We start from the raw sequence: 14,535 nt of genomic DNA, 5'->3' as shown, positions 1-14,535 counted from the left end.
CAGCGTTTGGACACCGTTATGGGTCAACACGATTGCTGAACCGCCCCCGCCCCCCCCCCCGCCACCGTTACCATCGCCCCCGAGGCCCAACTTACCACTCTGGCCAACAATCACCGTTAAGAGATCACCACTCTGAACCGTATAAGACCCCTCAACACGGGCCCCCGTGCCGCCGATCGAATACGCCCCCCCGTCTCCGCCCCGGGCCGTCAACCAGACTCGGTAAGGACCACCCGCCGGGACCGTGTAGGTGTAGAGACCAGGGGTAGTATATGTGGCGGTCAAACTCATGTCGACTGGCTGCGTTATATTCACTTCGTACGGAGTACCAAGGCCCGGGCAGCCATTGGCATCGGTGGCCTGAATGATGAGCGGAAAACTACCGGTCTGAGTTGGGCTTCCTGACAACTGGCCATCAGCCGACAGACTCAGGCCCGGCGGCAGGCTCCCGCTGGCCACACTAAAGCTGCGAGGAGAAACGCCCCCCGAGGCCGTGAAAGCTTGACTCACCGCCTGACCCACCACAAAAAGCGCCGTGGCCGGATTGACCACGGTAACCGTGGCAACACTGGTCACCGTTGTGGTGGCCGAGTTCGTGCAACCGTTCGGAGAGACGCCCACCACTGAATAAGTGCCCGGACTGGTCACGACCCGGTTATTACTGGCCGGATCACCAGCCAGACTCAGGCTGCCCGTAGTAAAGGTATAGGCGGTCGCTCCCGAGGCCGTCAGGGTAACACTGGGCTGAGTGCAGGTCAGCGGACCGTTATTGGTTAAACTCACCGTGGGCACCGGTTTGATTGACGTAACACTAGCCTGACCACTCAGGTTACTGACCGGGGCAAAGCCCTGGTCATCGAGCAGCGATTCAATGGTGTACGTAATGGGACTGGCCGGGCTGACAGGGATCGAGAAACGGGTTCCGCTGCCCGTGGTCGTCAGGCCGTTAGTCAGCACCAGGGTCCAATTGCCTGTAGCGCTAACGGTGCCCTCTATGAGCGAGGGCGTGCCCTGGCAGACCGCCAGGTTGGTGGTTGTGATGGCTGCGGTAGCCGTATTTTGGCCAAAGCCAATGGTGGCTACGCCCTCCCGGTTCCGACTGGCTCCGCCGATACCCGGCGTTACGCTGGTGTTACTGCCAGCGGGACTCACATACGAATAGCCGCCCGTGGCTCCATCAACCGGAGCTCCATTATCTCCGCCATCACCACCACCATAACCTCCACCCCCACCACCGACCGGTCTCCCTGGCACTGAGTCACCTCCGCCCACGCCCCCACCACCGCCAAAACCACTACCTCCAGACCCATCTTCAGAACCTCTATACGGCCCGCCGACACTTGGAGCCGTTAAGCTGGCGGCTCCACCGCCCGTGCCGCCCGGATCAAAACCGCTGCCCCCATTGCCCCCTGGCGCATTCAGGCCACCACCGCCACCACCACCACTGTAATTAGCAGTCGATCGGCCACCCACGCCACCGGTACTGGGGCCAAGGCCCTGGCCACCACCACCCGGCGTTATGGTTGCTTGCCCGCCACCGCCACCACCGCCAGCAGCCACCAGCAGCGTTTGGACACCGCTATGGGTCAACACGATCGCTGAACCGCCACCGCCACCGCCACCGCCCCTACTGAAGAGCCTGCCACTCTGGCCAACAATCACCGTTAAGAGATCACCACTCTGAACAAAATAAGACCCCTCAACACGGGACCCAGTGCCGCCGAGCGACTCCGCGCCCCCATCTCCGCCCCGGGCCGTCAACCAGACGCGGTAAGGACCACCCGCCGGGACCGTGTAGGTGTAGAGACCAGGGGTAGCGTACGTGGCGGCCGGACCCGTGACGGCAGAGAGCGACACAATCGGTTCGTAGGGAACGCCAACTCCCAAGCAGCCATTGGCATCGGTGGCCTGAATGACGGCCGTAAAACTGCCAGTCTGGGTTGGGCTGCCTGACAACTGGCCATCAGCCAACAGACTCAGGCCCGGTGGCAGACTCCCGCTGGCCACACTAAAGCTGTAGGGACGGCCCGGCGATCCGGAAACGCCCCCCGAGGCCGTGAAAGCTTGGCTTACCGCCTGATTCACCACGAAAGATGTCGTGGCCGGATTAACAACGGCGATGGGGGAACTGGTAGCAGTGACGGTCGTACTGGCCGAATTGGTACACCCATTTGCATCGGTTACCACCACCGAATATACTCCTGGACTGCTGACGACGCGCGTCTTGCTGGTTGGCGAACCGGCCAGGGGAGTACTGCCATTGGTGAAGACATAAGACGTAGCCGTATTACTGACTGCCGTCAGTGTCACACTGGATTGGGCACAGGAAAGGGGGCCGTTGTTGGTTAAACTCACCGTGGGCGGAGTCAACGGCAACTGGGTCACCGTAGTGGTTGCTGAACTGGTACAGCTATTGGACCCCATTACGACTACGGTATACTCCCCCGGACTGCTGACGGTGCGCGTGTTTCTAGACCCCATTTCATCCAGGGTAGTACTTCCGCTTTTGAACGTATAGGGGCCCGATTGATCACTGGTTGCCGTCAGCGTCACACTGGATTGGGCACAGGTAAGCGGGCCATTGTTGGCTAAACTCACTACTGGCAGGACCTCATTCGCTTTGGTAATCGTCTGGGTGGCTGAGGCCGTGCAATTATTAATACCCGTCACCAGTACGGTATACTCCCCAGGACTTGTAACGTATCGATATGGGTCGGCTGGGTCCCCAGGAATGATTGTGTTTCCGTATATGAATGTATAGGACTTAATAGCTGTTGCTCCCAAAACAGCTACTCCTATCCGCGTGCTGGGAAAGGAACAGAAAAGGACACTCCCCTCGGGAGTGAACGTATATGGCTGTGGCGGTGCTGTCGACTGGTTGACAGTAGTAGTGGCCGAACTCACACAGCCATTACCATCAATCCCCAGAACTGAATAGTTTCCCGGATCATGAACAACCCGAATGTTGCTGGCGGGATCGCCCGGCAGGATCGTATTCCCACTACTGAACGTATAGGAGGTCCCCCCCGACGCAGTCAGCGTTACATTATATGGAGAACAACCGATGAGGCCATTACTGGTTAAACTAACGGTGGGACCGGGATTAGACGTAATAACTGCCTGCCCCGTCAGGTTGCTGACCGGAGCAAATCCCCGTTGGTCGCTCAACGATGCAATGGTATAAGTTGTAGAACTGACCGGCCTGACTGGAATTGAGAAGGTTGTCCCACTACCTGTACCTACTGTGCCATCGCTAAGTACCAGTGTCCAACTCCCCGTAGCACTAACCGTGCCCTGTAGTGTACGAAAAAGGCCCGGGCAAGTACTCTGGTCGGGGCTAAGGGTTGCCCTGGCGGTGTTTTGGGGAAACGTAATTGTAACCTGGCCGTCATCGTTCTGACTGCCTCCCGCCGTTCCCGGGGTTATCGAGGTATTCATGGCACTAATAGCCACATAGGAGTATCCGCCGGTGGCATGGTAAATTGGATTATCGCGATCTGCCCCGGTGAAACTCCCGGAAATTGCGCCGTTTCCCCCGCCGTAGCCACCACCACCACCACCCACACCCCTGGCTACTATAGATCCGAAATCGCCCGCAAAGCTCCCACCACCACCAAAACCACTGCCTCCATTGACTTGGAAAGTGTCATGAAACACCCCACCACCAGCACTCACAGCTGTCAAACTGGCGGCCCCGCCCCCATTGCCACCCGTATCCCCACCCCCGTTGCTACCCGGGCCGGCCAGTCCACCCCCGCCACCACCACCGGCATTATCATCGTTTGGGTTAGTTATGCCCCCCTTACCTGCATTCGTTGCCCCCAGGCCTTGCCCGCCCCCGCCTGGATACATAAATGTTCCAAAAGGAGGAGAAGTTACCGACCCGCCACCACCGCCACCACCCGCGGCCACCAACACGGCACGGGTTCCATTACGGTTCACTATGACCGCCGACCCGCCACCACCCCCACCACCACTGTAATTAGCAGTGGATCGGCCGCTTTGACCAACGATTACAGTTAATACGTCGCCACTCTGAACCGTGACGGTGGAGGCAATCGTGGCCCCACTGCCGCCATTACCCAGCTCGCCCCCATCGCCCCCCCGGGCCGTTACGCGAATCTGGAAAGGACCGCCCGCTGGAACGGTGTAGTTGTAGAGCCCAGGGGTGGCGTATATGCCCTGGCCTAGTACGGAGTGACTAGACAGAACAAAAGTCAGCCCCACGAGCAGGGAGGTGGCTGAATAAACAAGCCGCTGGAGTGCGGGAAGCGGGAAGCGGAAAGGTGGTTTCATAAGCGTATTCAGTGAAAGGAACTGGGATGTACTCAAGTAAATCGGATGTCTTCACCCACTGCTTTTACGCTGCGGGTGAAGACATCGGCCGTTCTGGGTTCTTCCAGGAAGCAAAGCAGATTAGCCGCGTCGATGGCCAGGCCAAAGGTAGAGTGCCAATACCCCGTCGGACGATAACAAATGATCCATTTTTGCCAAAGACGATACGTTTAAGACCGATTGGTTAGCCTTGAGAGGCTGATTGGGTGAGCGCGGTTGAGCGAGTGACCGTTGAGCGAAGTTTCAAACTTCGCTCAAGTGTTATCCGGTCTCTGACCGGTCAGAGATAGCACCGGTCAGAGACCGGATAACGGCCCAGCGTAGCCTGGAGACTACGCTCAACCGGCGGACCGCACTCGCCAAGCCCATCCGGTAGGCAATTATTTTAAATAATGTAGTTGGTCAGACTGGGATCACGGCTGTCCTGATCATCGGTATTACTGTCGATCAGGCTGGAGCTTATAGCTGGAGCGTAGCCGCTTACAAACACTGCCGTTCCATTCTCGCTCTCCACGGCTTCCAGATAGGCCCTGGCTACGGTAGCCGCCGTTGGGTATTGGGTGCTATCCAAGCCAAATAAACCAGCCGTTTCGGCCACCAGCGGGGGATGAACAATCACCAGCCGGCGGTCCTGGGTCATATCCAGGGCAGCCGCCCGGACAAAGCCTTCCAGGCCGGCATTGACCATGGCCACCATCGACGTTGCGGGCCAGGGCGTATACGCCAGCATGCCTCCCGTCATCACAAACACCCCATTGGGCCGCAGCTTAGCAATTCCTTTACGTGCCATGTTAATCTGGCCCATCAGCTTGCTCGATAGCGTCAGCTCAATCTGGGAATCAGTTAGTTGATCCAGTGGGGCAAAAGCCGCATCACCGCCAATAATCAAAATGGCATCCAGTTCGCCGACCTGCTCGTAAAAGGCATCGATACTGGCCAGGTCGGTGAAATCAACGCCAGGTTGCGTGGAACGGGATGCGCCGATGAGCGTAAACCCCTGCTCGATAAAAAGGTCGGCGACAGCTTTGCCAATGGTGCCCGAGGCTCCGATAAGTAATACGTTCATGATCGTATGGGGTGATGAGATACCTTTAAAACACACTCGGTCGGTCAGCCAGCAGGCGGCTGATGGGGCGATAATCCGTAAACTCAATGCTGGGAGCGATGTAGCCCGGCTTGACCGACTCTTCCCGAACCAGGTCGGTGCTCAGGTATTTTTTGTTGCAGTCGCACAGAACCGTCACCACACGGGCGTCGGGGCCCATCTCTTGTTGTAGCTTAATGGCCCCGACCAGGTTCGCTCCTGACGAAATCCCCACCGCGACCCCCAGTTGCCGGGCCAGTTTCTGGGCCATCAGGATCGCGTCGCCGTCGTTGGCCTGCACCACATGATCCAGCTCGTCTAACTGGAGAATACCGGGAACGAACTCATCAAAGAAGCCCTGAATCCGGTGCGTTCCGGTTTTATAGCCTAACGATAACGTAGGCGATTCGGCGGGTTCGAGCGGATGAACGCGAATGTCAAGGTTTCGGGATTTCAGGTAACGGCCCACGCCCATGACCGTCCCCCCCGTACCGACACCGGCCACAAAAGCATCCGGTATAACGTCGACGCTTTCCAGCTGGCGCCAGATTTCTTTGCCCGTGGTCAGGCGGTGGGCATCCGTGTTATCGGTATTGGAGAACTGGCGGGGCAAAAAAACGCACGGGTCGCAGGCGGCCATTTCTTCCGAATGTTGAAGGGCACCCATAAAACCGCCTTCTTCTTTGGAGAACAGCACGACGTCGGCCCCCAGACTCCGAATGATGTCAATCCGCTCCTGGCTAACCCCGGCGGGCATGATAATCGTAACGGGGTGCCCCAGCGCCTGCCCAATGGCCGAAAAAGCAATCCCCGTACTACCGCTGGTGGCTTCCACAATACGGTCGCCCGGTCTGATCCTGCCTTCCCGATACGCCTGATGCAGGACATGAAGCGCCATGCGGTCTTTCATACTGCCGGTCAGGTTGTATTGCTCACATTTTACGTAGAGCGAACGGGGCTGTCCCTGATCGGTATAGAATACTTCCAGCATGGGGGTGTTGCCGACCAGGTGCCAAAGTCGTTCAAACTTTTTCTGGACAGCAGGTGTCAGGGCCGTTTCTGTTAACACAGAACTATCTTCAGTATACGTAAAGCGTTGAGGGTAAAGAAGAAGGGGATGCATAGATCGGGTTTTGTCTAGGATTCGCTATAACACATCATTCGTACGCCTGGAAGGCACAGCGGATTGGCTGCTACGCCTTCCATTCTGTTCACTTCAACTCGTGCAGAAACAGGTAAATCGCTTTCAATTCATCGTCGGAATACGTAAAGGATTTAACCGGCGTGTACTTGCTCAATACCCGGCCCTCGGGAGTTTTGCCGGTATGAAACACCTGGACAAATTCCTGCTGGGTCCAGTTGCCCGGGTGTCCGGTCGATGAAATGTCGGGGATGGGCGGCTGTTCGGGCGAACGGGAAGGAGCTCCTTTGAAATTGGCTGAGTGGCAACCAGTACACGTTACGGCCAGGTATTTTCCGTAATCGGCGTTGACCACCATTTTGACGTCGTCTACATACGTAGCGTTGTGGTTGATTTCTTCGGCGGGTAGTAACGGGAACTCGCCCACAAACGTAAGAATCCGGCCCAGTGGCTTGATCGATTTCTGCGGAGTCGTTTTATCGACCGGCGGCTGCTTTTTAACGTAGCTGATCACAGCCGCCATGTCCTGATTCGACAAGCCACAGATCTCGTGCGAGGGCATAAACCAAAGCGGTTTGTTGTCTTTCCCCAAGCCATGCCGCAACGCCCGAATCCAGTCCTGATCGGTGTATTGAATGCCCCCCTTGCCAGCCGTGATATTCGACGCCTGGATGTACCCAATGGGCGAGTTTTCGTCGGCGAATACTTCACCCGTCGCCAGATTAGCCCCGTGACAACCCACACACCCCCGGATCTCAGCAATGTGCCGACCCGCGACATACGAGGCCGAGTCGTCGGGAATGGACAGCTGCTGAAGCTTTACGTTGTACACTTTATTAATACTTGCTTCGGTTTGTGTATACACAACACCATAAAAGACGAGGAGCAGCAGAACCAGGCTACCTAGTACGATGCCGGTCCATTTGAGTATTTTTTTGAGCATGGTTAAAGAGAGTAGATACGTGAAATTCAGTAGGTACGTGAATGAGCTAAGTCTGGGTCAAAAGTAGAGGGTGGCCACCCCGTCAGACGATAACAAATGATCCAAACAGGATGACAAATGATCCATTTTTGGGTTAAAGCACTAAGAAATGCGTGGAAAGGTCGTCTAATTTGACTTGCGTCATAAAGTCGCTGGGGCTCACCCGATAGAGCTCCCGAAAGCACTTACTGAAGTAGGCCCGACTCTCGAAGCCCACCTGCCAGGCGGTTTCGCTGATGGAGACACCGGCCCGCAGGAAGTGGGTTGCCTGTTTCAAGCGGTAGTTACGCAGCAGTTCATGGGCGGTTTGCCCAGTCCGGGCTTTTACCTTGCGGAACAGGGTAGTGCGGCTCATGCCCAGTTCACTTAGCATCTGATCGAGGCCAAAGCCGGAATCGCTCAGGTTGGCTTCGATCAGGGCATACAGGTGGCTCAGAAAGGGATCGGCCGATTCGGCGGGGGGCGGGAGCGATGCCGGGTTAGGAGTACGCCGACTGGTCTGGACCCACTCCCGTTGCCGCTGTTTACCGATCAGTTGGTTGAGATGGGACAGACCAACAAACGAGTTGGTTATCATACTTGATTGATTGACTGTGAACAATAAATGGGTCTCAATCCGGAATAGCTTTGCTAATGCGTCTGTGTAAAACTGGCGGGTAATCTTTCACCCCGCCCGGAAAGGGGCATAAACGACAAAATCCGGTACATGAACGACCGGATTTTGGTAGTAAACCAAAAAAGACAATTGGTATAACTGGCTATAATGACGAGCCCGGCCAATCCAGGCCAGGAGACTCAATCCCGGCCGGGATTGGCCGCACCAGTCCCGGCCGGGGTCGGAATCCACAGCCGGAAGTAGGTGCCGTTTCGGGTCGTCAGACTCATCTCACCCCCTAGCTGGCCGGTCAGTTCACGAATCAGTCGTTGGCCAAAAGAGCCTTTTCGCCAGGAAACAGTCGGGCTTGCCCCCGCATCGGCGGACCGCTCCAGCCGAGCGTCGGTCCCATCCAGTCCGGGACCGTCCAGTCCGGGACCATTATCCTGGACCTCAACGAGTAGTCCGGTTGCCGGGCCATCCGTTACTGGCTGGAGCCGAACGTTCAGCTTAGGTTTTGCTACGTTGGTATACGCGTATTTGAAGGCATTCGTCAGCACTTCGTTCAAAACCAGGCCCAGCGGTACGGCCACATCCACATCCAAATGGATATCAGCTACTTCGACCTGACAGTCGAAGGTGTCGGGGTCAAAACCGTAGCCCAGCAACAGGTTCTCGGTGAGTTCGGTCACGTAGGCTTTGATAGGCACATCGGCCAGGTTTTCGGTCTGATAAAACTGCTGGTGAATCAGCGAGATGGCTTCTACCCGCCGTTGTCCATCCTGTACGGCCTGTACCGCCCGTGGGTCGTCGAGTCGTCTGGATTGCATCCGCATCAGGCTCGAGACGATGGCCAGATTATTTTTGACCCGGTGGTGCAACTCCTGCATCAGCACGCCCAACCGGTCGGACTGCTGGCTAATCTGCCGGTTGTTTTCGGACACCAGCTGGCTGGAGGCTCTCAGCCGGGCATTCGCCTGCCGGATGACGCGATACTGCCACAGGGCCAGGGCCAGCAGAGCAATCAGGGCGATCAGGCCAGCCGCCTGCCAACTGATTTGGGTTAACTGACGCTGGTTATCAATACTGAGCTGGTTAATGCGGGTCTGTTTTTGAGCGGTTTGGTAGCGGGCTTCTACTTCGGCAATCTGCCGGTTTTTCTCCACACTCCGCACGGCATTCCGGTACTGATTGCTCAGTCGTTCGTAGGCCAGTGCCTGTTTGAACTGGCCCCCGGCTTCGGCAATGTGCGTTAGGGACTCATAGACCTGCGTTCGGTGTTCATCCTGGCGTTCGGGATCGAGTTCGATCCGGCTCAAGGCCAGTTTCGCGTAGTGTTCGGCTTCGCCCAGCTGGCCCAGGTGTAGCAACGGTTCGGGCAGGTGGATGTAGGCGTAGAGTTCGCGTCGCTGATCGCCCTGCTGGAGGCTGTAAGTCAGGCACTGGCGAAAGGTTTTTTCCGCTTCGCGGTACATACCCCCATCCGTTGATAGAACGCCATAGCCATCCAGGTAACCATAAAATTGTTGCCATTTCCGGGTCACCCATAAAATGGTCATAGCTTTTCGACCATAAGCCAGCGCAGAATCCAGTTTTCCGGCAATTACGAAATCATCCGCCTTATCTGCGTACATAAACGGCAGTATGGACAGTTGACGATACTCACGTTGTAACGTAGCTGCCTGCCGACTGTATACCTGTCTTTTGGCTAAATCTTGAAAGCTAGTAAAAACTGAGATAAGATGAACACACAGTTTTTGCTGCTGTTCAAAAGCATAGGTGGCCTGGTAGATAGCCAGTGCCTGGAGGAAAAAATCAACGGACCGGACAAGATTACCGTTGGTTTCTTCAACAGACCCTGACAGCTCGTAGAATCGGGCGGTCCAGGCGGTTAAATGAGCCTGTTGCGCTACTTTTAACGAAGCCTGTAACAAAGTCCTGGCTTCACCGAAGCGGGAATGTTCGATCAGAAATACAGCATACTTTTCGGCCCATACCAATCGCTGCACGGGCGACAGAACCGCCATCCGCCGTTGAAAGAGACTATCGTAATCAATCAGCGGTAGGGTTTGGGCCCGACTGCTGATACATAGCGACAACAAAAAAAGGAACAGACCGGTACGCATAGGATTACCGAATGTCGAAGTGGCGCAAAAAGTCGGGCTTGTAGAGTCGGCCCAGCGGCAGGCTCAGGGTGGGCAGGCATACTTCCCGCTCGTTGAAGGTACTCACCCGGTTCAGATTGACCGCATAGGAGCGGTGAATGCGAATCAGGCGGGGGAAGCTAAGCCGGTCCAGCACGTGGCTAATGGTCAGCCGCAGAGCGTAGCGGTGCTGAGCGGTCACCAACGTCGTATAGGAACCATCGGCTTCGATATAGTCGATGTCATCGAGGCTGATTTTGACGAACTGGTATTTATGTTTGATAAACACGGCGTCGTCAATCCGCAGAATGGGTTCGGTTCGGGTCTCGCCAGACCGGGCGTCATCTTTGCGCGCAGGCAGACTGGTTAGAGAAGGCAGCGGTTCGGGCGGAGTCGTCACCGACTGGGTAAAGTTTCGCAGCGCCAGTTCAATGGCGGCCCGCAGGCCGGGTACGGTGATGGGTTTGATCAGGTAAGCCGATGGGTAGAGCCGCATGGCGCGGTCGAGCGTGGCCTTGTCGGTTAGGGCGGTCAGGAAAATGATGGGAATGGACCGTTCGGCCAGCAGGCGTTCGGCCGTTTCGATGCCGTCCCAACCGCCTTTGATATGAATATCGCACAGGGCCAGATCAAGCCGGTTTTGCTGGTGCAGGCTCAGGGCTTTGGGGCCGTTGTTAGCCGTCCCAACCACGAAATAGCCTTCTTCTTCCAGCAAATCGGTCAGGTCCATGGAGAGCACCGCTTCATCTTCAATAATCAGGATGTTAATCGGGTCAGCCATAGGTCAGGGACAGTTGAGGTAGTCGATTGAAACAGTATCCCGGATACCCGTCAGCGCATCGGTGCTGAACTGCCCGGTTACGTAGCCCAGGGTGTCCGTTCGCCAGGTAACCGACACGTCCGCCCGTTTGATTAGTTGGGTGGGCGTTTCGGGGGGCGCGAACCGGTAAATGTCTACGTGCCGGGCTACTTCGCTGCTAATAGGAAACTCCTCTCCCCAAGTAATCCAGGGGTAGCGGTTCAAATCATAGGGCACGCCCCGTATTAACTGATAAGGACCGGATACCGACGAATTGAAGTCCCGCTGAATGACCCGGTAGTACAGGATGTTGCGGTCGTTTCGCACGTCGAGTTGCACATACCGCCCCTGTTCATCCAGCTGGTATTGGGTCGAGTACGCCATCAGGCCACTGTCGTTCAACGGCATTCCCAGTAGCCTTGTAATCTGGCCATTCGCATTGGTACTGACCTGATAGCGGTAAATGGGCTGACCATCCTGAAAAAAGTCGATTCCTACCAATTGTCCGTTCTTGTAACGGTATCGACTGAAGCCCCGCTCATCGCGTACCTGGTCCAGTACGCCCGCCTTGGTGTAAATTAGTTGCTGGTTCAGGGGATAATCCTTCTGATTAAACGTGTGTTCAACGGCCGAACACGTACTTAACCGCTCGCTGGAATCAAACGTATAGGTGTAGTAGTTGGTGTTATAGGCATGCCATACCACTTGTCGACACCGGCGTTTGGGACGGGCAGGGGCCGCCCCAACGGACAAGGTATCGGCGCTGGTCGTACTGTCTTGATGATCGGTGGGTGTACAGGCAAACACGGCTATCAACAGCAGGTAAATGAACAGGGAGATTTTTATCGGGGCTATCGTACTCAGCATGGGTAGACTGAAAAGGCTACTCAAGTTACGTCAATTTGTCAAACCACCAGGGATACCGGTGGGCCAACGGTATGGAGCTTATCTTCTTAAAAGTAACTAGTTGGATTTATCCATACCGATAAATGGTCATGAACGACGGGTTTAGGTACACGAATAACCGAAATAAAGCAGTGAACATGATTAATTCGGGGGTTGTATATCGATACAAAAATAGACCGTTGCCCTCGGGCAAAACGATAACAAATGGTCCGTTTTAGGCCCAAACACCAAAAAATGTGGGGAAGGCCTTTGAATTAGCCCTGCATCATGAAGTCGCTGGGGCTAAGCTGATAGGGCTCCCGGAAACACTTGCTAAAGTAGGCCCGACTCTCGAAGCCTACCCGAGAGACGGTCTCACTCACCGGGACGCCGGCCCGCAGCAGCTGGGTGGCTCGTTTCAGGCGGTAGTTGCACAGCGGCTCATGGGCCGTCAGTCCCGTCAGGGCTTTTACTTTGCGGACCAGGACCGCCCGATGAGGCCACCAGCAGGCTCATCAGACAGACCAGAGTGCGTATAAGCGACTCAGACGTGTAGCCAGCTGGCATCGCCATTATTGATGGGTTGAGTAAGGATAGACGGCAACAAAGCTAACTTTCTTAGACTAAAAGTGACATTCTCCCTCTCAGAAAGGTGCCGGGTTTACTCTACCGGGAACTACCTATGTGACTACATATCAAGAAACGTTTGTATCTGTTATGCAGTACCCCAAGCAAACATTACCTCACTCAACCAAATTCACAGCCTCTTTCCAGCGCTTGTACACCTGTTGATACGCCTTGTGGCGCTCGGCATCTGGTTTAAAGGTTTCGCCAAACAACACTTCATCGGCGAGTCTTTCCAAAGGCGATTCTGTGTCAGAAGCTAAGAGTATGGCACCCATAGCCGTGCTTTCGTTACTTTCATTGAGCCGCACCGGTACGCCGAAAATATCGGCCATCATTTGCACCCAGGAATCTGACTTTGCAAATCCACCATTAGCGTAAATTTCTTTGGCAGGACCCGTTTGCTTCGTCACCATTTCTTCGATGCTTAGCAAGTTAAACATAACGCCTTCGAGCGCAGCCCGAATAAAATGCGCTCGTGTATGCTGATAGTCTACGTTCAGGTAAGCACCTCGTGCAGAGGCATCCCAGAGCGGGGCTCGTTCGCCATGTAGGTAAGGTAAAAATAAAAGTCCGTCGGCACCTAACGCAATGCGTTCAGCCTGTTTCACTACGTCTTCGGTTTCCTGCTGAGTCAGCTTTTCGGCTACCCATTGCAGCACGTTTGCCCCGTTATTGGTTGGCCCGCCAAACACGTAGTATGGTTTCTTTGCGCCCGAATCTCCGTCGGCACGTTCGTCGAGGTAGTAACAAAACAACCGGCCGTGTGGGTCACGTAAGGGCTCATTGACGGTGCGTCGAACGGCCCCGCTTGTTCCGATAGTGATGGTGGTAATACCAGGACCAATGCAGCCCGCTCCCAGGTTAGCCAGACAACCGTCCGACGCGCCGATGGTTAACTTGACACCCGCTGGTAATCCAATCTTTATTTCTTCGCCTGGCTCGTAGGGCACCGTATAGGTAGTCTCCTTCAAATCAGAAAGCTGACTGGCTTTAACACCCGCAAAGTCGAGGGCCGGCTGATACCACGAACGGCTTTTAACATCGAACAGGCCAGTAGCCGTAGCTATCGAATAATCAACTTGGTACTGGCCTGTCATCTTCCACCATACGTACTCTTTCAGCGAAATGAACTTGGCCGTCTGCTGCAACAACTCAGGTTGTTGCTCTTTGAACCATGCCAATTTACACAACGGAATCATGGGGTGGATTGGCGTTCCGGTATGTTCATAAATACCACGCCCCAGAGAAGCTGATTGGGCATGAAGTTCAGCCGCTTTCTCTTCAGCCCGGTTGTCGGACCAGAGCAGGGCGTTCATCAGCGGCTTACCGTGTTTGTCAACAGCGAGCAAACTGTGCATAGCTCCGCTTACACAGACTCGGTTAATGGTGTGCTTTTTTCTTCGAACATGTATGCTTACTTCGGTTAACGCTTCTTCGACACCTTTCCAGACCACTTCCGGATCTTGTTCCATATAGCCCGGCTGGGGCGACAAAGTTGGTAGTGGAATAGACGATTGAGCAATAATTTCCCAAGTGTCTGGCGTTACGGCAAGTACTTTAATGTTAGTTGTACCCAAATCCAGGCCGAGCAAACAATCCATAGTAAGAAGAAAAATAACGAAACACCAAAACAACGCTTTTTTGAGATTCGTCAGCTGTTTTACTATCAAAAACACACGGTAATAATACACGACCAGACTGCTCGATTAATAGATGGTCGCTATATAAAACATTATTACCTCTAGTTTGTGATAGCCCATATTTTGACTGAAACACTAGTCAGAAGGTTAGTAAAGAACGCATGATACATTCCGACACCTACATAGCCAGCATACCTAAGGGCTTAGGCTTGTTTGCAAAACGTCATTTCAAACGGGGCGAAATTCTCTGGATTGCCGATAACATAGACGTTAAAATTCCCTTATCTGATTAGCGTTCGTTAG

Annotated in this window: 11 protein-coding genes; 2 read left to right on the top strand and 9 right to left on the bottom strand. The window is 54.9% G+C overall.

What is annotated here, in order from left to right; genetic code table 11:
- The 8 genes from ACFSUS_RS27250 to ACFSUS_RS27215 form a co-directional block, all read right to left on the bottom strand.
- Positions 1-4,296: putative Ig domain-containing protein (locus tag ACFSUS_RS27250; RefSeq protein WP_381527943.1), on the bottom strand; the 4,296-nt coding region annotated here is incomplete at its 3' end.
- Between the two features lie 424 nt (positions 4,297-4,720).
- Complete coding sequence (locus tag ACFSUS_RS27245; RefSeq protein WP_381527941.1) at positions 4,721-5,401, bottom strand: short chain dehydrogenase; 681 nt, start codon at positions 5,399-5,401, stop codon at positions 4,721-4,723.
- 25 nt (positions 5,402-5,426) lie between these two features.
- Complete coding sequence (locus ACFSUS_RS27240) at positions 5,427-6,542, bottom strand: PLP-dependent cysteine synthase family protein (RefSeq protein WP_381527938.1); 1,116 nt, start codon at positions 6,540-6,542, stop codon at positions 5,427-5,429.
- Between the two features lie 88 nt (positions 6,543-6,630).
- A complete protein-coding gene (locus tag ACFSUS_RS27235) occupies positions 6,631-7,503 on the bottom strand; it encodes a c-type cytochrome (protein WP_381527936.1) in 873 nt (290 codons plus the stop codon).
- A gap of 133 nt (positions 7,504-7,636) precedes the next feature.
- Positions 7,637-8,119 carry a helix-turn-helix domain-containing protein gene (locus ACFSUS_RS27230; RefSeq protein ID WP_381527934.1) on the bottom strand — a complete coding sequence of 161 codons (483 nt, stop codon included), beginning with the start codon at positions 8,117-8,119 and terminating at the stop codon, positions 7,637-7,639.
- 218 nt (positions 8,120-8,337) lie between these two features.
- A complete protein-coding gene (locus ACFSUS_RS27225) occupies positions 8,338-10,263 on the bottom strand; it encodes a sensor histidine kinase (RefSeq protein WP_381527932.1) in 1,926 nt (641 codons plus the stop codon).
- A gap of 4 nt (positions 10,264-10,267) precedes the next feature.
- A complete protein-coding gene (locus ACFSUS_RS27220; protein ID WP_381527930.1) occupies positions 10,268-11,062 on the bottom strand; it encodes a LytR/AlgR family response regulator transcription factor in 795 nt (264 codons plus the stop codon).
- A 3-nt stretch (positions 11,063-11,065) separates the two neighbouring features.
- Positions 11,066-11,947 (bottom strand): hypothetical protein, encoded by an 882-nt coding sequence (locus ACFSUS_RS27215; RefSeq protein ID WP_381527928.1) that lies wholly within the window; start codon positions 11,945-11,947, stop codon positions 11,066-11,068.
- Between the two features lie 275 nt (positions 11,948-12,222).
- Between ACFSUS_RS27215 and ACFSUS_RS29200 the strand changes: the two genes are divergently transcribed.
- A complete protein-coding gene (locus tag ACFSUS_RS29200) occupies positions 12,223-12,504 on the top strand; it encodes a hypothetical protein (protein ID WP_456243011.1) in 282 nt (93 codons plus the stop codon).
- Between the two features lie 204 nt (positions 12,505-12,708).
- Here ACFSUS_RS29200 and ACFSUS_RS27205 read toward each other — a convergent pair whose 3' ends face one another.
- A complete protein-coding gene (locus tag ACFSUS_RS27205) occupies positions 12,709-14,193 on the bottom strand; it encodes a gluconokinase (protein ID WP_381527926.1) in 1,485 nt (494 codons plus the stop codon).
- A gap of 200 nt (positions 14,194-14,393) precedes the next feature.
- Here ACFSUS_RS27205 and ACFSUS_RS27200 point away from each other — a divergent pair, with 200 nt between their 5' ends.
- On the top strand, positions 14,394-14,525 hold the full coding sequence (locus tag ACFSUS_RS27200; protein WP_381527924.1) for an SET domain-containing protein: 132 nt from the start codon (positions 14,394-14,396) through the stop codon (positions 14,523-14,525).
- Positions 14,526-14,535: the final 10 nt, after the last annotated feature.

The organism is Spirosoma soli, from assembly GCF_042684525.1.
Classification (GTDB): Bacteria; Bacteroidota; Bacteroidia; order Cytophagales; family Spirosomataceae; genus Spirosoma; species Spirosoma soli.
Note: the sequence above shows the minus strand (reverse complement) of the source record. Positions and strands in the feature narration are given on the sequence as shown.

Coding starts and splice junctions, on each gene's coding strand:
- ACFSUS_RS27245 (WP_381527941.1), bottom strand. CDS start 5,401: ATGAACGTATTACTTATCGGAGCCTCGGGCACCATTGGCAAAGCTGTC.
- ACFSUS_RS27240 (WP_381527938.1), bottom strand. CDS start 6,542: ATGCATCCCCTTCTTCTTTACCCTCAACGCTTTACGTATACTGAAGAT.
- ACFSUS_RS27235 (WP_381527936.1), bottom strand. CDS start 7,503: ATGCTCAAAAAAATACTCAAATGGACCGGCATCGTACTAGGTAGCCTG.
- ACFSUS_RS27230 (WP_381527934.1), bottom strand. CDS start 8,119: ATGATAACCAACTCGTTTGTTGGTCTGTCCCATCTCAACCAACTGATC.
- ACFSUS_RS27225 (WP_381527932.1), bottom strand. CDS start 10,263: ATGCGTACCGGTCTGTTCCTTTTTTTGTTGTCGCTATGTATCAGCAGT.
- ACFSUS_RS27220 (WP_381527930.1), bottom strand. CDS start 11,062: ATGGCTGACCCGATTAACATCCTGATTATTGAAGATGAAGCGGTGCTC.
- ACFSUS_RS27215 (WP_381527928.1), bottom strand. CDS start 11,947: ATGCTGAGTACGATAGCCCCGATAAAAATCTCCCTGTTCATTTACCTG.
- ACFSUS_RS27205 (WP_381527926.1), bottom strand. CDS start 14,193: ATGGATTGTTTGCTCGGCCTGGATTTGGGTACAACTAACATTAAAGTA.
- ACFSUS_RS27200 (WP_381527924.1), top strand. CDS start 14,394: ATGATACATTCCGACACCTACATAGCCAGCATACCTAAGGGCTTAGGC.